This is a genomic window from Alloacidobacterium dinghuense, from assembly GCF_014274465.1.
Lineage (GTDB): Bacteria > Acidobacteriota > Terriglobia > Terriglobales > Acidobacteriaceae > Alloacidobacterium > Alloacidobacterium dinghuense.
In genome coordinates this window covers 1,476,391-1,502,356 of record NZ_CP060394.1, presented here as the reverse complement: position 1 = coordinate 1,502,356, position 25,966 = coordinate 1,476,391, and the positions used below count along the sequence as shown (strand labels likewise).

Sequence of the window (25,966 nt, the reverse complement as noted above, 5' to 3'; positions counted from 1 at the left end):
TTTCCTTGATGGAAATGCCGCAATCTGTCTCCGGAAGCCAAGGAGACACGATGTCGGCCACAACCATCATTCCGGACAGAATCGACAAATGGCGTGAACCCCAATCAGAGGGGACTCAAGCCGTTGCGCGATTGCACTCAGTCACCAAGCGATACGGGTCAAACACCGCACTCGATCAGTTCTCTTTCGAAATCCACCCTGGCGAAATTGTCGCCCTCCTGGGTCCCAACGGAGCCGGGAAAACGACAGCAGTTCGCTTGTTGCTGGGGCTGATCTCACCGGACTCGGGCAGTGCTCGCGTTCTCGGCCGTGATCCCCGCGAGTCTTCAGCGCGGACACGCATCGGAGCGATGCTGCAAATCGCGCGCGTACCGGAGAATCTTCGCGTCCGCGACCACATCGACCTGTTCCGGAGCTACTACCCCGCTCCGCTGGGCACGAAAGAGATTGTTCAGAGAGCAGGGCTGGAAGGCATCGAAGACAAGTTTTTCGGCAAGCTCTCCGGCGGGCAGAAGCAGCGTCTTCTCTTTGCCATCGCATTGTGCGGAAATCCGGATCTTGTCTTCCTCGACGAGCCGACAGTCGGCATGGATATCGAGGCCCGGCGCAACCTCTGGGACCAGATTCGTGCCCTGTCCTCCCGTGGCAAGAGCATTCTGCTCACCACTCACTATCTGGAGGAAGCAGACGCACTCGCAAACCGCATCATCGTCTTGAATAAAGGAACCTTGGTAGCGCACGGCACACCCGCACAAATCAAGAGCCAGGTTACCGGACGCAGGATCCGCTGCGTGACAGAACTCGATATTGATTTTGTTCGAAACCTGCCCACTGTAAGCGATGTAATAACAGACCGCGACGCCCTGGTCATCACCGCAACCCATCCCGAATCAGTTATTCGGATCATTCTTCAACGCGACCTCACCTTGCGCGATCTGGAGATCTCGGCCGCGGCACTTGAGGACGCCTTCGTTGCGCTGACTAAATCGCAAGCGAGCTAAACAAAAGGAAGGACAAGATGGCCACTGCAGCAATTCGCCCAATCACTCTAACCGCGCCGTATTATCTGAACCTCTTCGCCAAAGAGACGAAGTACGAATTCCTGAAGGCCGCGCGCAACCGCATGTACTCCCTGGCAACCCTCGGCTTTCCGATCATGTTTTACCTTCTCTTCGGAGTGACCAACAGGCACATCGGCCCCGGCCTGAATTACGCTCAGTATTTAGTCGCAGGATATAGCTGTTTTGGGATGATCGCAGCCGCGCTCTTCAATCTTGGCGCGGGCGTCGCCACAGAACGGGCCCAAGGGTGGCTGGAGCTGAAACAAGCCAGCCCCATGCCAAGGCTCGCGTACCTGGGAGCAAAGGTGCTCACATCCATGCTCTTTGGCGTGGCAATTGTCACAGCTTTGGTTACATTAGGAATAGCGCTGGGTGGTGTTCATGTCACGGTCCTTCAGGTCGTGCATCTTACGACTGTCGTTGTCGTCGGCTCGATCCCCTTTGCCAGCCTTGGCTTGCTGCTCTCTCTGCTTATGCCTGCAAATGCAGCCCCTGGGGTTATCAATCTTATCTACTTACCGATGTCGTTCTGTTCTGGCCTGTGGATGCCGATCGAAGTGCTTCCCCACTGGCTCCAGAAAATCGCTCCGGCACTGCCCACCTACCATTATGCGCAGCTCGCTCTCAACGTTTTCGGTTATGCGCGCTCCGGTGCTACGCTCATTCATTGGGAGGCACTCGCGGGATTTGCCTGCCTCATGTTGGGAACTGCATGGCTGGTCTTTACACGTAGCGAAGCAAAGGCATAATTGTGGCTGATACCGAGAAATCCAACCGCTCCTCTCACATGCCACTCGGGGTGTGGCACTCTATAGCGAGCGGCTGCGAGAAGATTGGCCCCGAAGACGCAAATGAAGCGCTTCGGATTCATACCGTACCCGGAAGCGCAAAGCCTCGCCGGGATGGTTGGCCGGATAAGAACCGTCTTTACGATTACGTCTGGCTCGTCTACTCTGTCTTCTTCTTTATCGAACCCATAGCACGTCACAATCTGCGCTACTGGCTGCAATTTGCTGGAGCTTACGGCCTTTTCCTTGTCATCTATTCCGGCCTGGTACATGCTCGTACAAAGACCCAGAGCTATCTACTGCTCAGCGCGATGTGTGTCCTCGGTTTGGCATATTTGCCTATCAACAACTCAGCCTGCGGCATGTTGGTTTATGTTGCAGCATTCATCCCATTCATCAGTGACTCGCTCGCAGTTGTAGCGGGCACCATCGCTTTCGTTTGCGCTGCAGTTGCGATTGAAGGATACTTTCTGCAAATCAGCCCCTGGGCTTGGGGCTTTCCCGCATTTTTCTGTGTTGTCGTTGGCGGCACAAATCTTCTCACATCTCAAAAGATTCGCTCGAAAGCCAAGCTTCAGCTCGCGCAGGAAGAGATCGAACAGCTCGCAAAGCTTGCTGAGCGCGAACGGATAGCACGTGACCTACACGACGTGCTAGGCCACACACTCTCTGTAATTGTCCTGAAGTCAGAATTGGCTGGACGCCTCTTCGAACGTGACCCGGAGCGAGCTCGTCAGGAGATTGGCGAAGTCGAGCAGGTCTCGCGAAAAGCGTTGAGCGAGGTAAGAGAAGCGATTCGAGGCTATCGCTCGGAAGGACTGGCGGCTGAAATCGAGCGGGCGCATCGCACGCTCGATGCAGCCGGTGTGACGCTTACATGCGAATCTAAGCCACCATCCTTGTCGGCAGCCGAGGAGACTGTGATCGCGTTAGCCGTGCGCGAGGCGGTGACGAACATCGTCCGCCATGCACAGGCCAGTCAGTGTCGGATGAAATTTGTAAGCGAGAAGGGCCGCACGTCGCTCACCGTGGAAGATGATGGTCGCGGCAATATCCGTCAGGAAGGAAATGGGCTGCGTGGCATGCGTGAACGCATCGAAAGCCTGGGAGGACACTTCAGCATCGATGGCAACCAAGGCACGCGCATCAATATCGATATTCCGGTTCGGTCCGCATGAACAAGAAGATCCAGGTCATCGTCGCGGAAGACCAGGCTATGGTGCTTGGCGCCCTTGCCGCTTTGCTCGAAACAGAATCTGACATCGCCGTTTGCGCAAGAGCTAGAAATGGCCGCGAAGCGCTGTCCGCCGTCGGTAAGCATTCGCCCGACGTCCTGGTGACCGATATCGAAATGCCTGAAATGACTGGCCTCACGCTAGCGAGCGAGGTCAACTCCCGCTACCCGAAGACCAGAGTTGTAATTCTGACAACCTTCGCAAGGCCCGGATACCTCAGGCGTGCTCTCGATGCCGGTGCGAAAGGTTACCTACTCAAAGATCGTCCAGCGGCAGAATTAGCAGACGCCGTACGGCGCGTGCATAATGGCTTGCGCGTTGTCGATCCAGATCTCGCCGCAGAAGCCTGGAGCGCCGACCCGGATCCACTCACTGAACGCGAAAGGCAAATCCTCTGGCGCGCAGGAGAAGGCAAATCCAGCACAGAAATTGCTGAGGATCTGCACCTGTCCGAAGGAACAGTGCGCAATTACCTCTCAGAAGCAATCAGCAAGCTAGGCGCATCAAATCGCGTGGAAGCAGCTCGCATAGCGCGATCAAAAGGCTGGCTGTAAGAGTTGGCAGCGGACTACCGCACCTAGCACTTCACAATATTTTCGGCAGTAATTCCCTTCGTTGCATTGCGGGTGTCCACCACAAGTTTAGCCTTCGTCACTATGTCCTGGTAGTCGTAGTGCGAATGATCCGTGGCGATCACCACGCAGTCAAATTCAGGAATCAGTTCGAGAGGGGTGCAGGTCATGTTCAAGGCATATTTTCTCCCCTGGCCAACCGACGGGAAGTAGGGGTCATTGTATTCAACCTGCGAACCCCTCTTCTGCAACAACTCAATGATCGTAAGAGAGGGAGACTCGCGAAGATCATCGATGTCGCGCTTATAAGCCATTCCGAGCACAAGCACTCTCGACCCTTTAAGGGCCTTGCCTTGGCGGCTCATCGCCTCAACGATGTTCTCGACCACAAAGTAAGGCATTCCTAGATTGACTTGGCCTGCAAGCTCAATGAACCGCGTGTGAAAATCAAACTCTTTGGCCTTCCAAGACAAATAGAAGGGATCGATGGGAATACAGTGCCCGCCGAGACCTGGGCCCGGATAGAATGCCTGAAAACCAAACGGCTTGGTTTTTGCGGCTTCAATCACCTCGAACACGTCGATGCCCATGCGCATGCAAAGCTGCTTCAATTCATTCACCAGAGCAATGTTGACGCAGCGGTAGATATTCTCGAGTAACTTCGTCATTTCTGCAGCCGCTGGAGAGGATACCCGAACGGTGCGGTTGAATATCGCTTCATATACAGCGCTGGCAAGGTTCTGGGCCACAGGTCCGCAGCCGCCAACGACCTTCGGGATATCGCGACGAGCAACGGAGTCATTGCCGGGGTCTTCACGTTCCGGAGAAAATGCTACATAAAATCCCGGGGTCTCTGCATCGCGAGCAACTTTTAAACCGGAAGGATTACCGGCCTCTAACAATGGGACAACGATCTCTTCTGTGGTGCCTGGATACGTAGTGCTCTCGAGGATGATGAGTTGCCGTTCGTAAACATGCGGAGCGATACTCCGCACGGTGCCAGTGACATAACTGAGATCCGGCTCATGATAGTCATTGAGAGGTGTTGGCACGCAAATGATCACTACATCCATCGTGGCGATTTCGGAGTAATCTTCAGTTGCGTTGAAGCCGGTATCCAGCGCAACCTGGATTTCAGTGGCAGGGATACGCACGATATAGGACCCGCCGCCGTTGAGGGTTTCTACTTTGCGCATGTCCACGTCAAATCCCGTCACGCGGAACCCGGCTTCACAAAACAAAAGCGCCAACGGCAGGCCGACGTAGCCCATGCCCACGATGCCGATGCGAGCCCGTCGGCTCGCGATAAGATCCTTAATTGCGGTAGTTTGATCCAGTGATGTGATAGGTGTCATGAATGCCTTCTGTATCTACAAGCCTCAGTAAGCCCCCGGATAACTGCTCAGGGTGCCCAAGAACTTCGATGAATTGAATAATGTCAAGCCGAGAATACAAGTGCTGTCTATAGAAGCCGAACCAGTGAATGCCCGCAACATCAGTCATTCAAAACACCGCTTTCCTGCAATAGAAAGCCTCTGCGTATCCGCTGGGCGCATTGCATTCCATGCCGCGGAGGCGCATGAGTCCCTCGAAGGTGGACTCCTGAAACCAGTGTTTGCTCCGCTGCGATCCGAACACTTCCATCAGATGACGGACCTTGGTCTGGTACTGGGAAACTTCCAGCGGGCAAAAAAAGGAGGGCCGTCCCAGATCGCCGTCGTACTTAGGAATTTCGTATTCGAGGATGAAGTGATTCCGGAAGGTATTCCAGGTCAGTTCGCACAGCAGGCGATGATCCTGATGAGCATCATGGGGCTGATGCGTGAAGATTAGGTCGGGCGAGCCGGTCTCTTTGAGATCCTCGAACGCGGCTTTGACGTCTGCACCCACGTACGGCAAAAGGCCGTCGGGAAACTCCTTCAGCACAAGTCTGGCAAGACGCTGACGTCCCACAAACAGCTCGGCTGCATGCTCCGCTTCAAGGCGGCGAACGCCGCGCGCGCTGAAGACTACCCAATGAAAGGTGACTTGCGGGTATTCGTGAATCAGACGGAGGATCGTCCCTCCACAGCCAATCTCTATGTCGTCGGAGTGGGCGCCCAAGCAGAGTACATTGAGCGGTCCGTCCTTCTTGGCATCCAGGTTCAGTTTGATCATCAATGATAGGTGGTTCTTCACGCTTCGATATCGGGTCGGGGCTGCTTTAGCGGGTTATGTGGCACTAACGACCGAGTCAAGAGCACGCTCTGCAGCACGTTCGCCGCTGATAAAGCTCTCGTCCGTCCACATATAACCCCAGTCGCCGTAGCGGCCGCAGTAGGCGATGCCGATATCGTCGAGATAGCCATGAACTGTCTTCAGAGCATCGGCACGCTCGAGATCGAAGATAATGTTCGCATAGCGAAGCAGCATCGCCTTGCGGCAGAGGATCTCATCTTCCTCCCGCACCAGTCCGACCTTCTTCAGGTCACGAATCACGGGATCAATCCAGTCTTCAGCTTTGCCGCTGAAGGGCTTGTATTTCTCGGAGAAGTAGACCTCCGCCTGGATATTGCCGGTTCCCGGAGGCGCATTACGCGAAGAGAGCATATGCGGAAAACTCAAACGCGTGAAACAAATGTCCTCGTCATAAAAGTAGGTCATGTGAGCATTGGAAATGTCGGCGCGGTTGATCCCGATGTTCACGAGCACGCATGTGGAACAGGCGAGCTTGCGGGAGGCTTCGACGACATCGCCGGGAGCACCCTGAATCATGCGAATCATGTCGGGCAAAGGCACAGACGAGACGAGCGAATCGTATTGGGTGACCAGACCGTTTGAGAACGTGAGCTCCCGCGCGCGCGGATCGACCGAGATGAGTTCGTGCTCGAGCTTGATGTTCCCCATCGGAACGAACTTGTTCAGATAGAGTCGGAATCCACCGTCACTCGGATACCGAAAATGCGTGATGTAGTGCACCTGCGGTGCGGAAGCAGAGATCGCACCACGCAGAACCTCTTCAAGGCTGGGGCGATAAACACGGGGCCCAAGCCAGTCGGTGCTCATGTTGTCGGCGGTAGTTGTATGGTATTTACGAGTGTACTGCATTGGGAATGACTCGGCGAAGGTCTTGCCAAAGCTGGCATAAAGCCAGTCTTCATAGTTCCTGATCGTCTTCTCAGGCGCGGATCGTTCCTCGACGAAGTCGCTGATGACTTTGACAATGGTCTCTTCGGGAAGACCGTGCAAATGGAGCTGCACCGGATGGGTCGGCCAGTATCCACGCCAGTAATTATTAAGATTGATCTGCAGTGTCTCGTAACGGCCGCCGACGCTCTCAGCCAGAAGTTCCTGTATGCGTGTGTCCTTGGTAAAGGAGATGTGCGGCCCGATGTCAAAAAGGAATCCGCTCTCATATCGAAACGACATGGTGTGGCCGCCGTAGTAACCGTTCTTGTCGTACATGACAGGAGCAATCCCCTCTTGATGTAGGCGGTAGGCGGCGCCAAAACCTCCCATTCCTGAACCGAGAACAACGATGTTGGGCATGGACATGAGTAATTTATTTCTCCAGACTAAGTTCAATTGTGAGAACTGACGTATTTCCGTTTCAGATGTGCGCACCAGAGAACGTTCGTTTCAAATTGTCATTCCGATGAGCGCTTCATAGCGTTGGATTTGCGCGAGTGTCAACTCGCGCATGTCACTTCCCTGTTGAAGTCCACGATACCATTGAACAATCCAGGCAAGCGCCTCGGCAAGGGACAATGCCGGACGCCAGTTCAGGAAAGCACCTGCTTTGGAAGCGTCGAGCTTGAGCGCTCGGGCCTCGTGTGGGTGCGAGCCCGAATCGAGTTGCCACGCAGCGCCGTCTCCCCAGAATCGGACTAGCGTGTCGGCGATCCACGAGACCGGTTGAACATCGGCGTCCACGGGGCCGAAATTCCACCCGGAAGCGAATCCAAGTGCATCCTCGCTGAGCCGTTCTGCCAAAATGAGATAGCCGCGCAGTGGTTCGAGCGCGAACTGCCAAGGCCGGTACGAGAGGGGGTTTCGGATGAGGCAGGGTTCGCCTGCCGTGAAAGCTCGAATGAGATCGGGGATGAGTTGGTGTGGGGTCCAGTCGCCGCCGCCGATGGCGTTGCCGGCGCGCGCACTGCCGAGTGCAATACCATGCTTTTCAATTGTCTCCGGTGAAAAGAATGATTCCCGGTAGGCGGAGGTGACAAGTTCGGAGCACGCCTTTGAATTGGAGTAGGGATCTTTGCCACCCATGGGCTCGCTTTCGCGATAGCCCCAGACCCATTCGCGATTTTCATAGCACTTGTCGCTGGTAACGTTGACGATCACGCACGCGCGACCGAGCTCGCGCACAGCCTCGAAAACATGGACAGTGCCCATGACGTTCGTCGCGTAGTTCTCAACCGGATTCTCATAGCTGGTCCGGACGACGGACTGCGCGGCCATGTGCAGAACGACTTCCGGCCGGCACTCAGCAATGGCCTTTTTCAGCGCCGGGTAGTCGCGGATGTCTCCACGCAGGCAGCGGATGCACCCGGCAACTCGAGCCTGCGTGAAGAGATTCGGTTCGGTCGGCGGATCGAGCGCGTAGCCGGTGACCTCAGCTCCGAGCGAATGGAGCCAGAGCGACAGCCAGCTACCCTTGAATCCTGTGTGACCCGTAAGAAAAACGCGGCGGCCCTTCCAGAAGGAACGGTTCAGGGTCATCGAACGCTCACGGAGAATTCGCGTTCCTGCGCGAGAGTTGGCGCACCGATTACAGGCCAGCGGGCATTCTGTTCCTGCCACAGGTCCCAGGCAACGCCCCCAGGAACTTGCTCGACATCGTCGAAGCTGATCACGGTATCTTTCTGTACATCGCTGCGCAGCACACAACCCTCAGAGAGTCCGATGGGCAAGGCGTTCATATCGCGGGCAGTCTGCCGGTTGTCAATGAGGCCGTATGTGCAGAAGCCGCCAACCCCGTCGAGGCGTTCGCCAGCCTTAAGATCACACTTCGCCACGCTGACCACTTCGCACACCGGACCGTCCAATGGCGCAACGGTCGCATCCTGATGTACAACGGCACGGCCAATGGTCGACGCGATCTGCAGATGAGGCAGATGGTACGGGGTGTAGAAGACGTAAAAAGGCCCGTCTCCCAATTTGTAATAGCCGAGTTGAGCTTTTTTCAGCGCGTTTTCTTCGTGAATCACAGCGAACGCACCAGTGTGTGGAGCAGCGCCAAGCGCATAATCGACGAGACCGGTGGACAGCATCTGATCGGCGGGAAGTAGGTTGCCAACCTCGCGGACGTAACCGCAGGCAGGACCATGCATTCCGCGACGGCCAACCCGGAAACCCGTAGCGTTTGCCAGCACCGTCGCTTCCATCGACAGCTTGGTCGAGTCAGCGAAAGATGTGACCTTCCTGGCGTCCTGATCGTACTTTTCGGCGAAGGCTTTCTGCGTCGCTGGTGTACGGTAATAGTCGACCATCCCCTTAATGTTGCCGGCTGCAACCACTTTCAGGCCGAGTGTTCTAAGATACCGAACCAGGGTCATAGCAACGCCGGGTTCGTCGCCGTCCGTGTTGGTCAGCACCACTCCCGCTTCGTCGGCTTTGGCTTTCAGGATGGGGCCGACGAGCGAATCTAGCTCGGCATTGACGATGACCACATGCTTGCGATGTCGGAGGGCATTAACAACAACCGCCGCGGCAGCCTCGACCGTACCCGTCACTTCAAGTAGAATGTCGATCGATTCGCAGCCGGCAAGAACGGCAGGGTTGTTCGTGAGCACGGGCCTACCGCTGCAAATCTGCTGGTCGGCTTCCAGGGCGGAATCGACTCTAGCCCAATCAGTCACTCCTGCTTCGCGGAAAGCGCGCTCTCCGTTCTCTAGACTACGATTGCAGATCGCCACGAGCCGTATACCAGGTGCTGGCGTTCCCAGCTGCAGCGCAATGGCGCGACCGGTTGCCCCAGCTCCAATCATGCCAACGCGAATCTGCCTGCCAGATACTTCGCGCATGTTGAGTACAGTATCTACACTATTCATCAGAATCTCCCGCCGCCGTAGAAGCGATCAATTGCGAGTCACTCTCGAGGACCGGCCTGCCCTGCTGGTGGTTTCGAGCATACCGCCTATATCCGGTGCTATGCTCGCTCTCGCGCCGTTCTTGCCATCGGTGGTGGTTTGCCAGATCTTCCACGGAGCCGTGCCGCTGCTCCAAAGCGCTTCTAGCTGCTGCTTGTCCTTGAAGGTATCCATGCCCCCCCAAAAGCCATCGTAGGTATAGCCAAGTAGTTGTTTCTCCGCGATCAGCCGCTGGAATGGCTCAAGCACGAGTTCTTCACCATCGCCAATATAGTCGAATATTTCGCGCTTGAAAGCAAAGTAGCCGCCATTTATGCGGACTGTGCCGTTGGTAATAGCGTGAATACCCGACACAAGGTTGCTTTCCTTGTCCACGGCGACCATGTGGTAACTGAGGTTAGGCAGCACGCAGAGGAAGCTCGCGATCTTGTCTTGTTCGTGAAATTGGGCAAGTTGCTGCGGCAGCGGAAGGTCTGTCAATCCATCGCTATAATTCGCGAGGAATTCTTCCTCACCATCGAGATAATGCTCGACTGCTTTGAGGCGCTGCCCGATGTTGGCATGAGTGCCGGTATCAACGAACGTGATCCGCCATTCATCGATATCGCTGCTAAGCAACTCCACCCGCTTTCCGCCGCAAGAGAGTACGAAGTCGTTTGACACGCATTCGCTGTAGTTGAGGAAGTACTTCTTGATGGCGTCCGCACCGTAACCGAGACAAAGGATGAAGTCTTTATGGCCGAAGTGGGCATAGTATTTCATCACGTGCCAGAGAATGGGACGGTATCCGATCTCGACCAAAGGCTTCGGAATATTTTCCGAGTCCCGGATGCGCAGACCGAGTCCACCACAGAACAAAACTACTTTCATAAGAACCTCCTCAAGTCACCTCGGGGCGGGGGGCCGAGGTTGCGTTATCGACAACAGAACTTTGGTTGGGCAAACGCGGATCCGCATTCCCCAGGTTTCGAATGAAGAGGGGGAAAGCTACTGCCGTTCCTGACCAACTGCCACCGCCTCGGTCCCGGCGGAAGCGACCAGCCGCCTCACTGCGGCTTGAGCTAAGGGTGGGAAGAGATCGTCAAACTGGGTTGCCAGCTGCGAACGAAATCCGGTGAGGCTGGCTGACATGCGCTGACGCACATTGTCCGATTCACTTACAAGGGAGAGGAACTTCTCGAAGAGAGTCTCGGAATCAAAGTTCTGCATGTCGACGCAGTAGCGAGAGAGCCCGAGAGTTCTCATGAGCTCAGCGACCTTGGGATGGTGCGATATAGCCAATACGGGCTTGTTGAGTAGAAGCGAGAAGACCACACCATGGAATCGGCAAGTAACCACATAATCCATCGCCCCGATTCTAGAGAGCAGTTCATCCACCGAGCTGACCGGTTCGCATGCGGGGAGCGAGATAGCATGCCGGGAGCTCAGGATAGTACGGAGGTGCTCGATCTCCTTGGGATCTGCGCCGACATCGCTGCCAAAGAGCTGAAGTCTGTAGGAGAGTGCAGCCACTTGTGAAGAAAAGTCCGCAAGCTTTTCAATGAACTCAGCTTGGATGCTCTGCGGATCGTCAGGAGGCGTCAAGAGGTCACTAAACGGGAAAGGCATCGGAGCAATGCCGACGATCCGTGACGGGCGTTGATCCTCATCAGCAGGGGCTTCGACCGTGAGGCTGAAGACATTGTCGGGATATACGTGACTTTCGCGCCGGAAGCCGACGCTTACAGCGAGCGACTGCGACTGCCGATCCCGGAATGAAACATAATCGGCGGCCAAAAGGGCGCGTTTAGCGAAGAATCGACTGAGCGAATGGTTGAGGGGACCGGCGCCGACGTTGAGGAAGAGACAGCGAACACCGGCGATCTTGGCCAGGAGCGTCCATGTGAAGAGCGCATAGGGGAAGCTCCAGGGCCCACCGCGTTCGGTGAGTTGTCCGCCTCCACTGACAACGAGCATCTCGCAGGTTTTGAGTCGACGGTACGATTTCGCGAGGAAGCGCAACTCTAGGAGCAAGCTCCGTGGAATGCGCAGCAGAAGGTTGCGCATTTCGCCAACCCGGTACGGTCCACCGGAAGCAATTTCGGGGTTTTTGGCAGATTTGTAGCCAATGCTCCAGCAGTGACGGCGAAGAGGGAAGGCGGTAACCCCATGACGCCGGGTGGTATCGTCCGGGTTCATTGAGAAGACGACGATGTCGGCTCCGGGCTGGCGGCGCCGGATGTTACCGATGACAACATCAATAATGGCGTCATCGCCGAGATTGCCGCCGCCCGTGTGGTGCAGGATGGCGATTCTGGCGTTGTCTTTCATCGCTGTCGGATTTCCCCGTTCGCGGAAACGAGTTCCGGCTTCCAGTTAGTTCCACCAATTGGGGGAACTCGGGTGGACGTTATTCCTATCTGGAACACAGAGGCGTAGCGCATTTGCCAATCACTTCGGGTTTCGTCGAATGGCTCTAGACCCCACCATTGCGTAGGCCAGCCCCTGTGCAGGGACTCATCACCGTCATGGATTTCGCGCATGCGCTGGGCGACGGGGATCCAGCGCCGTTCGCGAGCGACCGCAGTGCGTACGTCGAGGTCGATGCCGGAGACAAAGAGATGTCCCCCGGGTGCAACAAGGCGTCCGATGTTGCGCAGGCAGTTCATGGCCTCTGGAGGACGCATATGGCAGAGGAAGCGATTGGCAACGACGATCTCCTGGGACCCGCCAAGCCTTACAATGAGGTTCGGATCATTCGCGTCGCCGCAAAACCACTGAATGCCCTCGCGCAGCCACGGCTTGACAATCGCCTGATCGCCGCGGATATCGAACATGCCTTCCATTTCCTCATTGCTTACATGTTCGAAGAGCCAATGGTTAGGATCGCTGGAGGGGATCGCGTCGACGTGGCCATTCTGGCGGACGTAGCTATCACTCGACAAGTCCGTTGGCTGCGGTTTTCGCAGCGAATATACACCTCTTTTTGCGAACTCGACGATCGCTGGTGAAATGTCGATGGCCTGAAGACTGATTCGCAGGTCTGGACGCGCTGATCGAATGGCCCAGGCCATGGAGTAAACCTCAGCTCCCTTGCTGCAGGCGAGGACAGTGATCTTCAACTCGGCCCCTGTCGGCTTGTCGGCGATCAGCATCTGCAGCAACTCCAACTCGGGGCGGTTGCGCAGGAAAAATGTGGTGAAAGACTGGGAGCGGTCCGAACTGCGGCGAACCATCTTATCCAGAAAGCGCGCATAAATGCGTCCGGCCCGACGCACGCGCACGAAATTGGGTGTGTATCGCCAAATGCGGCGGAGATGTCTGAGATAGAAGTCAAACAATTTGCGCCCTATATCCGGCATGGACGACGATGACGTACGACTTGTTTGCATGAGTACCCGAAGGACGTTATTTCCAGCGAGAGAAATTCAGTTCAGTAGGTGAAAGATCGCCATCACAGGAGAGCTTTATCTGCCGATTCACTTAGCCCCGACAATATATGGAGCCGAGTAAGATGAAACGCCTTTCCTAACCATCTCGGCGAGAGAATGAAGTCTTTGTTTGCGCGCTTGCGCCTTGGGTAGAAGATCCATCCCCAAAGCGTTGAGCACGGTTTCCCATCGGTACAGCCAGTCATGCTGCAGGAGTGCCTGTTCCACGTTCCGGCGGCGGATCGTTTCCTGGCGCTCAGAATCTCTGTCGCATTCCCGGATCACATCCGCGACCGCTGAAGAATCCCACGGAAGGTCAATCATGGGCTCGGGCCAGTTGAAGACCTTTTCGAAGACGTCGTTGTTAGGCCGTACGCCGATCATGATGGCGCCGGCTGCAGCACCTTCAAAATAGCGGTTGCCAATCTCTATCTGATTGCCACGGGCAGCAGGTTGATCGATCAAGCCAGGATTGACGATGAAATACCGGCTCCGCTTCAAGAGATTTGCGAAAAGCACTCGGTGCTCGGTCGGAACCAGAACCCGGTCGGCAGAAGTACTGTCATGGACGTAGAAGATATCTTCTTCTTTTGCCATGCCAAGGAGCGCGTGATGGGTGACAGCCGAACGCCTTCCTATGCTGTAAACATCAATTGCGCGCTGAGGCGGGTCGGGCCAGGGGCAAAAGCGGAGGGTGTCTACACCAGGTGGCATGAACAGGCCCTTATTCCCGATGTGTTGATTGAGGGGCTCGATGCTCATGCTGTAGTAAAGAACCACGAGGTCGAACTCGGCAAGCATGCGGATATAGTTTTTGTAGTGGTTGATCTGCCGCGCCCACATCTCATCGATCAAGCAAACTGCCATCCGACACTTCGACCTCCAGTCGCCGGCGGCGTGAACTCGAAGAAGATCGGTTGGGTTGCCGCAAATAGCCAGAAAGAGATCGTATTTGGCTCCAATCGACGTCGATTCAATACCGGGGTTCAACCTGAGAGGCGTATGGTAAGCAAGCTGCTTCGCAATTCTCTGACGCCTTGTGTTGGGGTTGAACCGCGGCGCCAGCATATCGACGTCATCGACCTGCGCAATGACATCTTCGAATTCGACGTGGGGGCACAAGAACGGTTGAATGCTGGTGAGGTTGCGTTGCGAAAAAATCAGGACACGCGAGGTTTTTTGCCCGGTCTGCATAAGGAGTTCCTCGGACTGGATCCGACAACCTCGGATCGAAGGAATTTGTGCGATTGACGGCCGTTGCAAATGCGGCGAATTTCCGCCCCGAAGCTGCGCCGGTTCAGAGCTTCGCGATTGTGGTGTGCGTCGCGATCAAAGGCCAATCGCGGTCCTGCTTAGAAATAGCGGTTGCCGGCAGCGGCCATTCAATGCCGAAGGCGGGGTCATCGAAACGCACGCCGCGGGCCGCACTTGGCATGTAGACTGCTGAGGTCATATAGTGCATTTCTGTTTCATCCTCAAGCGTCTGGTAGCCGTGGGCGCAGCCTTCAGGCACCAGGAGCATGCGACCATTGACAGCCGACAACTCGACGCCGATCCACTGCCGGAAGGTTAGAGAGTTAGACCTGAGATCGAGTGCCACATCGAATATGGCTCCGCGAGTGCAACGGACCAGCTTGGCCTCGAGCGCCGGCTCAACCTGATAATGCATGCCGCGAATCGTGCCCCCTTGCAAGCTGAATCCCATATTGGCTTGAACCGGAGCAAAGGCGATGCCGCGTTCCGCAAACTCCCTGGCACACCAGGCTCGAAAAAAGCGGCCGCGCTCATCCTCGCGAGGGTCCGGATCGATCGTCCAGACGCCGGGAATACTGGCTTCAGTGAAACGCATATCTTCTGCCTATTCCAGGGGAGAGACCGCGACCTGGGCGAGGACCGATCGACTATTGTCAGACATCGAGATCGGCCACGGTGGTGGGCTGGATTTCCATGGCTCTTTCGAAGAGAACTGTACGGGTTGTGCAGGTTGACTCTTCCCGCACCAGTCGTTGCCTGATCCAGTCGAGAAAACGGCCCAGGAGGCTGCGTCCCACCCAGGGATTCCGAAGTTGGTGTACCAGATTGGGCTCTTCCGCCGGAATGTCGACAAAGCTGCTGCTCAAAATGGTATCGGGTGCATCTGGCGCGCGGAGTGAGGCCTGCGGAAAATAAGCGATCCGGCTCTTGTCCGTCACGCTCACAGTGTGCGGCATGGGCTGCTCCTTCAGATGAGACCAGAAAGCGGCAACTAAATCGCGGCTCTCGCCCAGCGGCAACGGACAGGGGGGAGTGCAGCGCGGATTCATCTCAATGAGGTATGTTGCGCCAGTGCGCTCTTCGATCACGAAATCGAGGCCGAAGAACCCTGAGAGCCGAAGGCGTCGCGCGATGCGCTCGGCCGCTTGCATCATTTCGCCGCCGGGAACCACTTGGACGATCGTGGCGGGTCCTGTCGGCCCCTGGGACTGGATGACCTCGACGGCGATCACCGCCAACACTTCGCCATCGCGACAAACCGCCGCGCAATTGGCTGGGCGCCCCGGGATAAACGCCTGAGCTACGACCGCCGGACGCGGACGGCTCCAATCCAGATAGACCCAGTCGCGGTCGCGATTCAGGGACATGCGCTTCATTAACTGAAGCGCATCAGGTCTACTTGTCAACTCACGGAGGCACTGGCCGGCTTCCGCGAGACTGTAAGCCACGCGCACGCCTCGGCCTCCCCACGTTCCATCAGTCTTAATGACCCAAGGCGCCGGGATCTCGGCGCTCAAATGTTCTAGATCTGAAACTTCATTAATCGCAAGAAGCTTCGGCACTCGAATGCCTTCTTCGAGGGCGGTCTGTAGCAGCGCATAACGATTGGAAACAATAGAGAAACTCTGCGGCGAACCGAGAGACCGTTCGATCAGCAGCGACATCGATAGCGCGGCCCTGCCGTCTTCTGCCTGGCATGCCCCATGCAGTTCGTGCAGATGCTGCACACTGCGATCACATGCGGGAATTATGATGTCCGGACGGAATGTCTCGACAGCCATACGCAACGAAGACAGTGGCTGAAAACCACTGTAGGAAAAGATCTGCACGCGCTCGCGGAGACTCTCTACCGGATGACCGGGAGTGGCGCACAGCACTGCCACCTTGGCGCCGAGCTTCTCAAACCTCATTGCTAGCCGGGGGACGACGGGCCAGCGATTAGTGTCGGTCAGCAGGATGCACGGATCTGCTAATGAATCCCGGCGCAGATTCCGAAGTCTTTCTTGCATCTGAATTTCTCTGTCTTTCTTCCATCTGAATTTATCAGTAAGAGGACGGTGTCAGGTTCGTCGGAAGATCTGGACTATGCCCCTTTTTCTTGCTTTTCACCAAGGAATGGCCAAGCCGGCGGCCCAAGTGCGACGAGAGATGGCGCGCAGTAAAATCGGCCCCACAGGCAAAACGCATCAATGGACCGAACGTGCTGGCGGCGCTCACGCCAATGAAATAGAGCCCGGGAACCGAGGATTCGAAGGTGTCGGAGAGAGCGGGTGCTCCTTCGATGGTCTGAATCCTGCCCCGCAATGCGGGGTCGAGAAATTGCAGGCGCTCCAAGTCAACCCGGTAGCCGGTAGCTGCGATCACATGGTCGGCTACTACGGTCTGATTTCCGTTCTGACGGTCGGTCAAGTTCAGGGTAACGTGGTTCTGCTGCACAGTGGCACTGGAGATCTTAACTTCCAGGCGCAGAGGCACCTTTCCTGCGACGCGGTCGCGGATAAACCAGCCTGGAGCCGGTCCGAGTGTCTTTCGAAGACGATCAATCCTGATCTTTCGCGGCAGAAGCCGGAAAACCCGTGGAGCCTTCACATAGAACAGCAGTTGCATACCGGCGCCGAGTCCCGTAGTCGGTCGCACAATGCGTTCTTTCAGCGAGCGCGGCTGCGGCGGATCGTGAAAACGGATGACGGAAGTGCGGGCCACCACCTCGACATTCGCTCCCGCCTCGTGCAGCAAAGCCGCCAAGTCTAGAGCCGAAGCCCCTCCGCCCACTACGATGACGTGCTGCCCGCGGAACTTCTCAAGGTCGCTGTGCTCCGAGCTGTGGCTGGCGTAACCGCGCGGAAGTTCCGAAAGCGGAACTGGTATATGCGCGAACGGCACTATGCCGGCGGCCATGATAACGCGGCGCGCAAAAAACGTCTCGCCATTGTCCAGCTGCAGCTCAAAGCCGGAAGGAGCTTGGCGGATAGAAATAACGGTCTTCTGCTCCAGAGCCGGTGCGAATCGCTTCTGGAACTCGAGCCCGTAAGTAACGAATGTCTCCAGAGACACTGGGAGACCAGTGTCCGCGTACGGCAGTCCTCTTTCTTCGCAGAAGTGGCGAAGCGTAAATTCCGAATGCGGGTCGGATAGGGACGACGCAAACCCTTCGGATTTCAGATGCATTCCCTTGGGCATCTGTTTTGACCAAGCGCTCATGGGATCACCAAAGATCCGGAACGGAATATCACGCGCGCCCAGGTGGGCTGCGATCGAGAGGCCATACGGTCCGGCCCCGATTATGGCCAGCTCGACGGCTTTGGTGGATGATAACTTATCTTGCTTCATTGTGCCCTTTCTACCTGTTCCTTTCGCGAGGCGGAGGTGACCGCGCGCCCCTGCAATGTCCATCCGATCCGCTTTGAAAATGCGCGGTCATAGGCCTTCAGCAAGTTAGGCACAGAAAACTCCCAGGCGAGCTGATTTGCCACGCGGTCGCGTCCCAGACCGCCCATTCTGGTGCGTTCCTCGGGATGGTCGAGGAGCCACAGGATTTTGGCGGCGAAATCCTCGGCACCTAGATCGGCCCGTGCGTAAAGAGAAGCCTCGCCGGCACTGAACCGTCCTTCCCGGAGATCGAACTGCACGATGGGCTTGCCTAAAGCCATGTACTCCATAATCTTGATCATCGTGGAGATATCATTCATCTCGCAGGGCTTGTCGGGATTGACGCAGACATCGGCCGTGGACAGCACGCGCAGCAGGTGCTCATCCGGGACGCGCCCGGTGAAATCCACCATGTCTGCCAGGTTCATTTGCTTGACCATCTGACGCAATCCTGCAAGACCCGGGCCGCCACCCACACAAGTGAAATGCACATCCGTGCGACCGGACGCTTTGATACGAGCGGCCACCTCCAGCAGGATTTCGAGCCCGTCTTGATCACTCATCGTCCCAACATAGCCGACAAGGAATTTCTGCCCATGCTTCAACGTAGGATCGGGAGGAACTAGGCGGAATGTTTCCAAGTCGGGTCCATTGCGCACTACAAACATGTCGTCCGGTCTTATTCCTCCGCGAGTCAGCGCCAGGTCTCGATAGCTGGAATTCGTAGCAATGACAACGTGACTGGCCCGATACGTCAGGCGCTCCAGCCAGACCTGAGCGCGGTAAAAGAAGTCCTTTCTTTCATATTTGGAGTGATACAGTTCCGGACCAGCGTCATGTTGATCGAAAATGTACTTCACCCCAAACAGGCGGAAGGGCAGGGCCACCAGAAAAATATCATCCGGTGGATTGCAGCCCTGAATCACATGGAACCCGCGCGTGAGAAATATCCACCAGGAAAACAAAAATTCCCAGAACAACGCACATGCATACTCCCACAGGTAGCCGATGGGTCGGCTGGCCTCCTTTGGCATGGGGTGCCGATAGACGTAAATCCCCTCAAGGATTTCGTGAGTCTGCCGATAGCCCTTGCCTCGCGGACTGAGCACGCTCACCTCGTATCCGTGCTGATGAAGCGCGCGTGCTTCTTTCCAGACGCGGCTGTCAAATGGCACAGGCAAGTTCTCGACGATGATCAGAATCTTTTTCTTTGTCAGTGTCACGTGAACACTCTCGTGGCAGTAGGAATTGAGTTCGCTTGACGCATGCCTAAATAGTCAAGCCTATTCGTTCTAGTGCAGGTGACCCTGCAGAATTTTGACAGCAGCCAAAAGCGAGGGACTCTTGCTGATGTAGTTGTCTCGAATTTCCGAAAGTCTTCGGCGAACAATAGCCCGCGTGTTGTAGCGAAAACCAGGATGGACCAATGAGGTGTCGGGACGGCGGTATCGAATCGAGAAAAGAGCCGACATCCCCGGATCGAGAACAGCGGAAACACGAACTCCCGGTTCGTCAGCCTTGATCACAGGGCATGGTAATCCATCGCGGTACACCGATTCAACGTGAGACTCGTGATCTGGATAACTCCACTCGACTAGGACGCGTTCAGGCAAATGGGATGGATTAGCTACGCGTACCGTTCCAGCATATGCCTTCACATTCAGGATGCCACGATCATCCCGGCGGCAGAGAATGGATTCCCGAACTGCTGCGCCAGCGCTTGACCAACGAATATCGGCTGCGGCTCGGTTGATTCGCCCCACGGCATCGATCAGATTCTGCGGGTTTTCAAAAATATCGTGGTGCTCCACAAGCAGGAGCGGAATCCCAAAGAAGATCCTGAAGGCAATCTCGGCGTGCTGCATCTGCATGCTGTATCTGCGAGTGAAGAGCGGGAAAGCTGCGTAGCGCAACACTGCTGGTTGCGCTAGTTCACGGAGGGTGAGTTGCTTAGGCTCCTGCCAGGGATGTGCAGCAGTGTTGATCGCTGCGTCGAAAGTGTGCATTCGCAGTGCGGCCATCGCTTCGACAGAGAATCTTCCTTGCGGAAAGACCATGACACGCTCACAGGGTAGCCCGGTCATCCGGCCATGTGCTGCCATACGCTGTTCAGCGGTGTGAAGCATCGCGTGTAGAAGCGCCGCGTCTGTGACGGCAAACTCGGCACCGCCGTGGTCATTCCCGTGGAAGCAGAGCGACAGGCGATCAGCATGCTCGGAAAAGAGGCGGACGACGCGCTTCGAATTCCGGCGGAAGTTGTGCGGAATAAATGCAATGGTCGTTCCGAAGTTATGCTCCTCCATCATCCGCAGCAAACGCTCGAAATTGAGAAAGCCATAGTTGGGACGCAACAACGGATCGTCGACAATCACGCTGGCGTGATTGTGAGCAGGGTGCCAGCATCGGTCGCCAAAGATGTGACGGAGCGCCATGGCATGGGGGAGAAACCGGGAAAACGAATCGCTGAGCCACGAATCTGAAACTTCTGAATCCAGATCGGCTACATCTTCGCTGCCGATCAGGAAGATTTCGGTGTTCTCCAACCTGGCGCTCGCAAAGAAAGCGCCATCCCCGATGGTGATGAGCTTTCTGGCGCCGTTGCCGCCGACAAAGATCCGGTCAGTTGCAGCATTGGCAGCGCCGATCGAAAGCCCGGCAAATGCCTCGCAGATGTCGCGGGAATCGGATGCGACTGCAAACTCGGCATGGTGATCCCGAATCTGCTTCACGGCATGGAAGCGGCCGATTGTAAGACGCGAAACGAGCGTGGAATGGAAGGGATCTGGACGCACGGCATGCACCAGCATGGTGCGAAATGGTGCGGTAAGCGATGAAAGAAACTGTTGTGCAGGTGCTGCTCCGTCTGTCCATTCCTTGATCACGTCGGGATTGATCACCAGGCAAGATCTGTCATCTGCCGGAACGCAAGCGACAGTCCCGAGAGCGCCTCCAGATGGCTTCGTCAGAGAAATCGGCCGGCACTGAATCCCGAGAAACTCGGCTAAGCAGATTAGACGTGCATCGGCAGGCCTAACCTCACGTAGATAAGGAACGACGAGCTTCACGATCTGCTCTTTCCAGCTAAAGCTTCCTCGCGCGATGTCTCCTGCATCCGGACGCGAGGTGGCAATGGCCGCAGGCTGCGTGAAAATTCTTTCATCGTGGTAGTGGGACCCAGTGGAATACCACATTTGGCCACCGGAGCCGCCGGATTGCCTTGGACCATGGTGAACGGTGCGACCGATCGGGTAACTACGCTGCCGGCAGCGACCACCGCGCCCTCCCCGATCACAACGCCGGGCAGAATCAGAGCACCGGCTCCGATGAATGCATCGCGCCCGATCGTCACTCCCTGAGTCTCCCGAAAGTGCGCGAGGACCGTGACGCGCAGGCTGAGAACACAGCCGTCTTCCAGCGTGATGGCGAAAGGGCGCGAGGTGTCAAGCACCACATCGTAGCCGATCCAAACGTTTTTTCCGATGTGTACGCCACGCATCCGATGTAGCGAAACACGAAAGCTCCTGGCGCCCGGAACAGCCCTCGCTAACTGCTGCGAAGCGCGATTGATAAGACCACGCAGAAAGAACTCTTTCATGCTTGATGCTCACTGTATCGAAGCAGATAGTCGTGAAATGCCTCGAAGGAATCCAGACGCGGAAGGATCTCAGGATCAATCTCCAAGCTGAACTCTTCCTGTATCACTGAAGCCAGGGTGACGGTAGAAAGCGAGTCCCAGATTCCCACAGAATCTGTGCTCGCGTTCTGAATCTCTTCTTCCGTCAGCCCCGGAAAGATAGAAGCAAAACAGCGGATCAGAAGTTGTTCCTGATCAGACATGAACACTCACCTCAACGCGATGAAACAAAGGAATACGCTTGGCAAAAAACATTTCTTTGGTCAGACATACAGGCGTCTCTAGCGCGCCGTCAACCAGCGATTTCAGAAACTCCTGCAATGGACCATTCCGGGGCGTCAGGGTGTATTCAAAGCTGACTCGGTCTACCCCAAATTCATCGAAAAGATACTGCAGGCACTGGTGCTCTATGCGGCGGGAGAAAGCGCGGCAGCTCATCACCCAGGCTTGCACGTGGACGCGGTCCGCGTACCTCGTTCCTAGCAGGACGGCGATTTTGCCGAGGGCTCCAAATTTGTCCTCGTACGCCGCTGTGAGCAGAAAAGCTGCGGGATTGGCTAGAAACTGCCGCCATTCAGACTCGGCATAGCGTTTACCGTTCAGATTAAACTGGTTCGTTTTATTTACCAGCTCGAACGCTCGCAGGTCATCGGTGGCATGGGAGCATTCAAACCAGATGCGCCCCTCGGCGGACTGGATGAATTCGTCCGATGCCGATGCAGACGTGTCACTTGCATCGCGCCATGCTCCCGCATTGCGGATGCTCCTTATTCGCATCGAGTCCTCTTCGGAGATAACCGGTTTGCCGAACAGGTCGCGAAGCTCTTCGAGCAGCGTCAGGATCCTGGCCGAATCACCCTTTGGAAAGAGCCTACAGGTCAATTCCGGAAACGCCGCTTCGACTTCGGCAATCTCTGCAGGGTTGTCATCGATAAACACAACTGCATCCGCAGCAATGTTCCAGATACTCAGAATGCGCCGCACTGATTCCGACTTGCGCGACCAGTGCACTTCAAACGGGAACACATCTTCCTTCGACAGCAACATGTCACGGCGTTCAAATGCCTGTGCCACCGTAGCCGCATCGTTTTTGCTAGCCACTCCTAACAGAACTCCGGCGGCAGCGAGCGATGAAAGGAATTGCTGATACACTCCATGCATCTGCGAGTGTTTATCGAGATTCCATGAGATTGCATCGACTCCATCGTCGCCCACGATACCCGACCAAAGAGTGTCATCCAAATCAGTGATCAGGCCCTTCATCGGCATTCGGTTTTCAATGAGGCAGGCAAGCAGTTCTCCCATGGCGGAAGCATGGCCCAGTGTATAAGGAAAGCCAGTCGCCAAATCGGATTTCACGTCGTACCGCGCTGCGGGTGCTGAAACCGCAGCTAGTTTCTGTTCGTTGAGGATGCGAACTCCCGAAAGCCCGGACAACGATTCAGCGAGTTGCGCAAGCATCCGATCCAGCTGCCTCTCGTACAGTCCGCTCTGCACGGGCCGCGTTGTAAAGGCGGGCGGAAGTGGCAGCGTCGGTAGTGAGACGACTGCTGTCATGTCGCGAGAAATGCCTTCAAGCGCGCGCAACAGGCGCCGGGAGTTCAGCTCCGCAAATCGTGCGATATCAGCCACGTCTGACGGCCGCCAGCCGCCGAGGCTGCGAATGCCGAGCCGCGGGTCGAGATCGCTCCACTCCAATGCAACAACCAACAAATCAGCCTCGGATGACTTCAGGCGCTCGATGTTTCCAAATAAGTCGCCGAAAAGCCCGGTGCGAATCTCCGGCCGGACGCCAGGAAGTCGGCTGCGCAGATGCGCTGCCAGAAACGTATGCAGATGCAGCGGCGTAAAGCCGCAGGCCAGAAAGATCCTGAGTTCCGGCCATCCTTCGCCCGCCGGAGATTGGGACACTTGCAGAGCGTCAATCAGCTTCATTGAGCAATCGCCGTAAGGTTGTTCGAAAAGTGTTCAGAGCCGACCAGCGCCTGGTAAAGTCCAGCCAGCGCGCAAAACATCGTGGCCTGCCCCCAGTGCAGCGTTGGTGTCTTGTTTACAATCCGGCGGGAATATCTGCGGTAGTAGAAATAACCGCTCCGGTCCTGCATGTGTTTGATCGTCCATTGGGCGACCTTCAGCGCCAGCGGCAGGCTACCCGCATCGCGGTCGCGGAAGAAAACAAGAGTATCAATGGCCTGCGAGCAACATTGAATATCGAGCGGCAGGGTCTTGTGATCGTAATAGCGCGGTGTTCCGTCGGAAAGGAAAAAGTTCTCTTTCCAGTATTGATAGCCATCCATCATTTGCCGCTCGAAGCGGTGGTCGTTTGTCGCCATTGCGTACCACTTGAAGCAATCAAGCACGTATGCTGTGTGAAAATTGTCCACCCAACCCAAATTTCCAGCTTCGCCGTAATACCATGAGCCATTGTCTCTTTGATATTTCGCGGTGTACTGCATGGCTCTTGTCGCCAGATCAAGCCATGAAGAATTTCCCACATAGGAAGCGGTGCGAGCTAGCAAACTCGCTCCCAGTGTGTTGGCGTTATGTACTTGGTGCGTCGACGTCGGGAAGTAGTGGATGCACCGAGTGTCACCCTCCCGATACGCTCCCAGGTCACGGTCAATATGCTCGCAGCAACTGATCGCCGTGTCGAGGTACTTTGCGTTGCCGAACTGATCATACGCATCGAGGAACGCGTGACCGATCAGTGAGGTCCATACTACGGACGGTGACAGTGCCTTCACGAATACGCTGCGTGACTGATAATCAAAATGATTGCCCCAGCACGCGCCACTGTACCCGGGCGATTGATTTTCGACCAGCCACTGGAGCATTGACTCAGCGCGGTTGCGCCACATTGCATCGGAAGTGCACTGGTAAAGGCGAATGAACCCGCGAGCCAGGAACCCCATGCCCTTCGTGGAGCGTTCCGGCGCGACGCCTAAGAATGGTCGCAGATTCAGCGGGAACCTGCGCACACCCTGTTGAAGCAAGATGCGCAGCAGCGCATTGTTGAACGTCAGGGGGCGAACATAGCGTGCATTCAGGCCGTCGAAGGTATCATAGCCACGGTAGTCGTGGATTTCGAGCCAGTGCAAGAGCCGCTCGATCGAATGGAGTACGGGTTTTGCGGCTGCAATCGACTCGGCCGATGCCGGGTTCTCAAGCGTAAGCGAGCGAGCTGGGAGCATATTTCCTTTCCGGAGTGGTTATTCGGACAAAGTCGATCAAGCACTGATCCACCCGTAGCTTCTGCGGCGCCTGTTTGAATTCTGGATCGCTGTTGCCGATCACGATGGTCTGCGCCCAAGCCAGAACGTCTTCGATCCTGGGAACCATGAGGCGCGAGATGTGGGGTATACGCTTGAGAATAAACTCCCGGTTGGCACCGGTCAGCGCGGCGATGTTCACGTTGCGGTCGTAGATGCGGAGATCGTAGCCCTTGCCGATCAGGCGCTCGATTACCTCGATCATCGGGCTCTCGCGCAGATCATCGGTTCCGGCTTTGAAGCTGAATCCAAGAATCCCAATGCGGGAGTTTTCGCTCTCCATCACGAGCTTTAGGCCACGCATAATCTGTATCTCGTTGCTGGGTAGAACGGAGTTAAGGATCGGAAGTTGCAAATCGTGCAAGCGCGCATGGTATGAAAGCGCTCGCAGGTCCTTCGGAAGGCAGGATCCACCGAAGGCGAACCCGGGACGAAGATACGCTGGCGAGATATTCAGCTTGCGGTCCTCACAAAAAATATCCATCACCTTCTGGGCGTCGATCTCCGACGCGTCGCACAGATTCCCGATCTCGTTGGCGAACCCGATTTTGAGGGCGTGCCAGCAGTTATCGACGTACTTGATCATCTCGGCCGTACGTAGGTCTGTCCGGACGAGCGGCCCGGGGATCGCCTCGTAAAGAGACGCGACCAGGTCGCCGCTGCGGGTGTCCATTTCCCCGATGACCGTCTTCGGTGGCTGTCGGAAATCGGCGACTGCCGTGCCCTCTCTCAGGAATTCGGGATTGTTGCAGACACCGAAGTCCCGTCCGCTTTTCTTGCCGGAGAATTCCTCAAGAGTAGGAATCACAACCTTGTGCATCGTGCCGGGAAGAATTGTGCTGCGAATCACGACGGTGTGGTACGCATCTTTCGTCCGGAGCGCTTCTCCAATCTGCTCACAAATGCGACGGATGAAGCGGAGATCCAGATTGCCATTCGCTTGGCTGGGTGTGCCAACGCAGACGAACGACAACTCGGATTCAATAACGGCCTGGATCGGATCTGTGGTGGCCCGGATCCGCCCGGTCTTTGCGTGCCGCGCGATAATGCCGTCAATTTCCGGCTCAACGATCGGCGAATGTCCCTGATTGATAAAGTCGACCTTGATCTGAACCGGGTCAACACCAGCTACGTCATGCCCCTCAGCTGCCAAGCATCCCGCGCAAACGGTTCCGACGTATCCCAAACCAAATACACTTACTTTCACTCTGAATTCCCTTTCTTCCCTCTCTGACCGGAGGTGGGGCTTTTGGAGCGGTGCGAGCAGAAATCTAGACTGGTTCGAACCACGATGGCG

At 56.1% G+C, this 25,966-nt stretch carries 23 protein-coding genes; 4 read left to right on the top strand and 19 right to left on the bottom strand.

Annotated features, from left to right (window positions below):
- Window positions 1-50: 50 nt before the first annotated feature.
- From H7849_RS06095 to H7849_RS06080, 4 genes are read left to right on the top strand one after another with little or no spacing between them, the layout of a single operon-like run.
- Complete coding sequence (locus tag H7849_RS06095; RefSeq protein ID WP_186744999.1) at window positions 51-1,001, top strand: ABC transporter ATP-binding protein; 951 nt, start codon at window positions 51-53, stop codon at window positions 999-1,001.
- Between the two features lie 17 nt (window positions 1,002-1,018).
- Entirely contained in the window at window positions 1,019-1,810 is a 792-nt protein-coding gene (locus H7849_RS06090) for an ABC transporter permease (RefSeq protein ID WP_186744997.1), read from the top strand.
- 2 nt (window positions 1,811-1,812) lie between these two features.
- Window positions 1,813-3,027 (top strand): sensor histidine kinase, encoded by a 1,215-nt coding sequence (locus H7849_RS06085; protein WP_251106642.1) that lies wholly within the window; start codon window positions 1,813-1,815, stop codon window positions 3,025-3,027.
- Window positions 3,024-3,638, top strand: coding sequence for a response regulator transcription factor (locus H7849_RS06080; protein ID WP_186744995.1), 615 nt, complete (start codon window positions 3,024-3,026; stop codon window positions 3,636-3,638). The genes H7849_RS06085 and H7849_RS06080 overlap by 4 nt, the downstream gene beginning before the upstream one ends.
- A 23-nt stretch (window positions 3,639-3,661) precedes the next feature.
- On the opposite strand, the gene H7849_RS06075 is transcribed toward H7849_RS06080, so the two are convergent.
- From H7849_RS06075 to H7849_RS05985, 19 genes are all read right to left on the bottom strand, one after another.
- Window positions 3,662-4,927, bottom strand: a complete 1,266-nt coding sequence (locus H7849_RS06075) for a nucleotide sugar dehydrogenase (protein ID WP_432756525.1) — start codon at window positions 4,925-4,927, stop codon at window positions 3,662-3,664.
- A 232-nt stretch (window positions 4,928-5,159) separates the two neighbouring features.
- Window positions 5,160-5,813 (bottom strand): PIG-L deacetylase family protein, encoded by a 654-nt coding sequence (locus H7849_RS06070; protein WP_186744992.1) that lies wholly within the window; start codon window positions 5,811-5,813, stop codon window positions 5,160-5,162.
- 54 nt (window positions 5,814-5,867) lie between these two features.
- Window positions 5,868-7,190: a protoporphyrinogen/coproporphyrinogen oxidase gene (locus H7849_RS06065; RefSeq protein ID WP_186744990.1), complete on the bottom strand. Its 1,323-nt coding sequence runs from the start codon at window positions 7,188-7,190 to the stop codon at window positions 5,868-5,870.
- Between the two features lie 84 nt (window positions 7,191-7,274).
- Window positions 7,275-8,363 carry a CDP-glucose 4,6-dehydratase gene (gene rfbG / locus H7849_RS06060; protein ID WP_186744988.1) on the bottom strand — a complete coding sequence of 363 codons (1,089 nt, stop codon included), beginning with the start codon at window positions 8,361-8,363 and terminating at the stop codon, window positions 7,275-7,277.
- Window positions 8,360-9,694: an NAD(P)H-dependent oxidoreductase gene (locus H7849_RS06055; RefSeq protein WP_186744987.1), complete on the bottom strand. Its 1,335-nt coding sequence runs from the start codon at window positions 9,692-9,694 to the stop codon at window positions 8,360-8,362. The genes rfbG and H7849_RS06055 overlap by 4 nt, the downstream gene beginning before the upstream one ends.
- 27 nt (window positions 9,695-9,721) lie before the next feature.
- Window positions 9,722-10,603, bottom strand: coding sequence for a glycosyltransferase family protein (locus tag H7849_RS06050; RefSeq protein ID WP_222439774.1), 882 nt, complete (start codon window positions 10,601-10,603; stop codon window positions 9,722-9,724).
- A 117-nt stretch (window positions 10,604-10,720) separates the two neighbouring features.
- Window positions 10,721-12,043, bottom strand: coding sequence for a polysaccharide pyruvyl transferase family protein (locus tag H7849_RS06045; protein WP_186744986.1), 1,323 nt, complete (start codon window positions 12,041-12,043; stop codon window positions 10,721-10,723).
- Complete coding sequence (locus tag H7849_RS06040; RefSeq protein WP_186744985.1) at window positions 12,040-13,104, bottom strand: CheR family methyltransferase; 1,065 nt, start codon at window positions 13,102-13,104, stop codon at window positions 12,040-12,042. Before H7849_RS06040 ends, H7849_RS06045 begins: the two co-directional genes overlap by 4 nt.
- An 87-nt stretch (window positions 13,105-13,191) precedes the next feature.
- Complete coding sequence (locus H7849_RS06035) at window positions 13,192-14,337, bottom strand: glycosyltransferase (protein ID WP_186744984.1); 1,146 nt, start codon at window positions 14,335-14,337, stop codon at window positions 13,192-13,194.
- A gap of 103 nt (window positions 14,338-14,440) precedes the next feature.
- A complete protein-coding gene (gene rfbC, locus H7849_RS06030) occupies window positions 14,441-14,992 on the bottom strand; it encodes a dTDP-4-dehydrorhamnose 3,5-epimerase (protein ID WP_186744983.1) in 552 nt (183 codons plus the stop codon).
- Window positions 14,993-15,050: 58 nt separating this feature from the next.
- Window positions 15,051-16,406, bottom strand: a complete 1,356-nt coding sequence (locus H7849_RS06025; RefSeq protein ID WP_186744982.1) for an ATP-grasp domain-containing protein — start codon at window positions 16,404-16,406, stop codon at window positions 15,051-15,053.
- 34 nt (window positions 16,407-16,440) lie between these two features.
- Window positions 16,441-17,727 carry an NAD(P)-binding domain-containing protein gene (locus tag H7849_RS06020; RefSeq protein ID WP_186744981.1) on the bottom strand — a complete coding sequence of 429 codons (1,287 nt, stop codon included), beginning with the start codon at window positions 17,725-17,727 and terminating at the stop codon, window positions 16,441-16,443.
- Window positions 17,724-18,989, bottom strand: coding sequence for a glycosyltransferase family 4 protein (locus H7849_RS06015; protein WP_251106641.1), 1,266 nt, complete (start codon window positions 18,987-18,989; stop codon window positions 17,724-17,726). The genes H7849_RS06020 and H7849_RS06015 overlap by 4 nt, the downstream gene beginning before the upstream one ends.
- Before the next feature lie 69 nt (window positions 18,990-19,058).
- Window positions 19,059-20,663 (bottom strand): hypothetical protein, encoded by a 1,605-nt coding sequence (locus H7849_RS06010; protein WP_186744980.1) that lies wholly within the window; start codon window positions 20,661-20,663, stop codon window positions 19,059-19,061.
- Window positions 20,664-20,827: 164 nt separating this feature from the next.
- The gene (locus tag H7849_RS27330) at window positions 20,828-21,262 is read right to left on the bottom strand and encodes an acyltransferase (protein WP_432756540.1); all 435 of its coding nucleotides are present in this window, start codon (window positions 21,260-21,262) and stop codon (window positions 20,828-20,830) included.
- Between the two features lie 95 nt (window positions 21,263-21,357).
- Window positions 21,358-21,603 carry an acyl carrier protein gene (locus H7849_RS06000; RefSeq protein WP_186744976.1) on the bottom strand — a complete coding sequence of 82 codons (246 nt, stop codon included), beginning with the start codon at window positions 21,601-21,603 and terminating at the stop codon, window positions 21,358-21,360.
- Window positions 21,596-23,335 carry an HAD-IIIC family phosphatase gene (locus H7849_RS05995; RefSeq protein ID WP_186744974.1) on the bottom strand — a complete coding sequence of 580 codons (1,740 nt, stop codon included), beginning with the start codon at window positions 23,333-23,335 and terminating at the stop codon, window positions 21,596-21,598. Before H7849_RS05995 ends, H7849_RS06000 begins: the two co-directional genes overlap by 8 nt.
- Window positions 23,332-24,591, bottom strand: a complete 1,260-nt coding sequence (locus H7849_RS05990; protein ID WP_186744972.1) for a glycoside hydrolase family 88 protein — start codon at window positions 24,589-24,591, stop codon at window positions 23,332-23,334. Before H7849_RS05990 ends, H7849_RS05995 begins: the two co-directional genes overlap by 4 nt.
- On the bottom strand, window positions 24,563-25,876 hold the full coding sequence (locus tag H7849_RS05985; RefSeq protein ID WP_186744971.1) for a nucleotide sugar dehydrogenase: 1,314 nt from the start codon (window positions 25,874-25,876) through the stop codon (window positions 24,563-24,565). Before H7849_RS05985 ends, H7849_RS05990 begins: the two co-directional genes overlap by 29 nt.
- Window positions 25,877-25,966 lie beyond the last annotated feature (90 nt).

What these genes read in the sequence shown, in the direction of transcription:
- H7849_RS27330 (WP_432756540.1), bottom strand. Translation starts at nt 21,262, where the DNA reads ATGCGTGGCGTACACATCGGAAAAAACGTTTGGATCGGCTACGATGTG.
- H7849_RS06090 (WP_186744997.1), top strand. Translation starts at nt 1,019, where the DNA reads ATGGCCACTGCAGCAATTCGCCCAATCACTCTAACCGCGCCGTATTAT.
- H7849_RS06055 (WP_186744987.1), bottom strand. Translation starts at nt 9,694, where the DNA reads ATGAATAGTGTAGATACTGTACTCAACATGCGCGAAGTATCTGGCAGG.
- H7849_RS06040 (WP_186744985.1), bottom strand. Translation starts at nt 13,104, where the DNA reads ATGCAAACAAGTCGTACGTCATCGTCGTCCATGCCGGATATAGGGCGC.
- H7849_RS05995 (WP_186744974.1), bottom strand. Translation starts at nt 23,335, where the DNA reads ATGAAGCTGATTGACGCTCTGCAAGTGTCCCAATCTCCGGCGGGCGAA.
- H7849_RS06045 (WP_186744986.1), bottom strand. Translation starts at nt 12,043, where the DNA reads ATGAAAGACAACGCCAGAATCGCCATCCTGCACCACACGGGCGGCGGC.
- H7849_RS06080 (WP_186744995.1), top strand. Translation starts at nt 3,024, where the DNA reads ATGAACAAGAAGATCCAGGTCATCGTCGCGGAAGACCAGGCTATGGTG.
- rfbC (WP_186744983.1), bottom strand. Translation starts at nt 14,992, where the DNA reads ATGCGTTTCACTGAAGCCAGTATTCCCGGCGTCTGGACGATCGATCCG.
- H7849_RS06050 (WP_222439774.1), bottom strand. Translation starts at nt 10,603, where the DNA reads ATGAAAGTAGTTTTGTTCTGTGGTGGACTCGGTCTGCGCATCCGGGAC.
- rfbG (WP_186744988.1), bottom strand. Translation starts at nt 8,363, where the DNA reads ATGACCCTGAACCGTTCCTTCTGGAAGGGCCGCCGCGTTTTTCTTACG.
- H7849_RS06065 (WP_186744990.1), bottom strand. Translation starts at nt 7,190, where the DNA reads ATGTCCATGCCCAACATCGTTGTTCTCGGTTCAGGAATGGGAGGTTTT.
- H7849_RS06035 (WP_186744984.1), bottom strand. Translation starts at nt 14,337, where the DNA reads ATGCAGACCGGGCAAAAAACCTCGCGTGTCCTGATTTTTTCGCAACGC.
- H7849_RS06000 (WP_186744976.1), bottom strand. Translation starts at nt 21,603, where the DNA reads ATGTCTGATCAGGAACAACTTCTGATCCGCTGTTTTGCTTCTATCTTT.
- H7849_RS06075 (WP_432756525.1), bottom strand. Translation starts at nt 4,927, where the DNA reads ATGGGCTACGTCGGCCTGCCGTTGGCGCTTTTGTTTTGTGAAGCCGGG.
- H7849_RS06070 (WP_186744992.1), bottom strand. Translation starts at nt 5,813, where the DNA reads ATGATCAAACTGAACCTGGATGCCAAGAAGGACGGACCGCTCAATGTA.
- H7849_RS06025 (WP_186744982.1), bottom strand. Translation starts at nt 16,406, where the DNA reads ATGCAAGAAAGACTTCGGAATCTGCGCCGGGATTCATTAGCAGATCCG.
- H7849_RS05990 (WP_186744972.1), bottom strand. Translation starts at nt 24,591, where the DNA reads ATGCTCCCAGCTCGCTCGCTTACGCTTGAGAACCCGGCATCGGCCGAG.
- H7849_RS06095 (WP_186744999.1), top strand. Translation starts at nt 51, where the DNA reads ATGTCGGCCACAACCATCATTCCGGACAGAATCGACAAATGGCGTGAA.
- H7849_RS06020 (WP_186744981.1), bottom strand. Translation starts at nt 17,727, where the DNA reads ATGAAGCAAGATAAGTTATCATCCACCAAAGCCGTCGAGCTGGCCATA.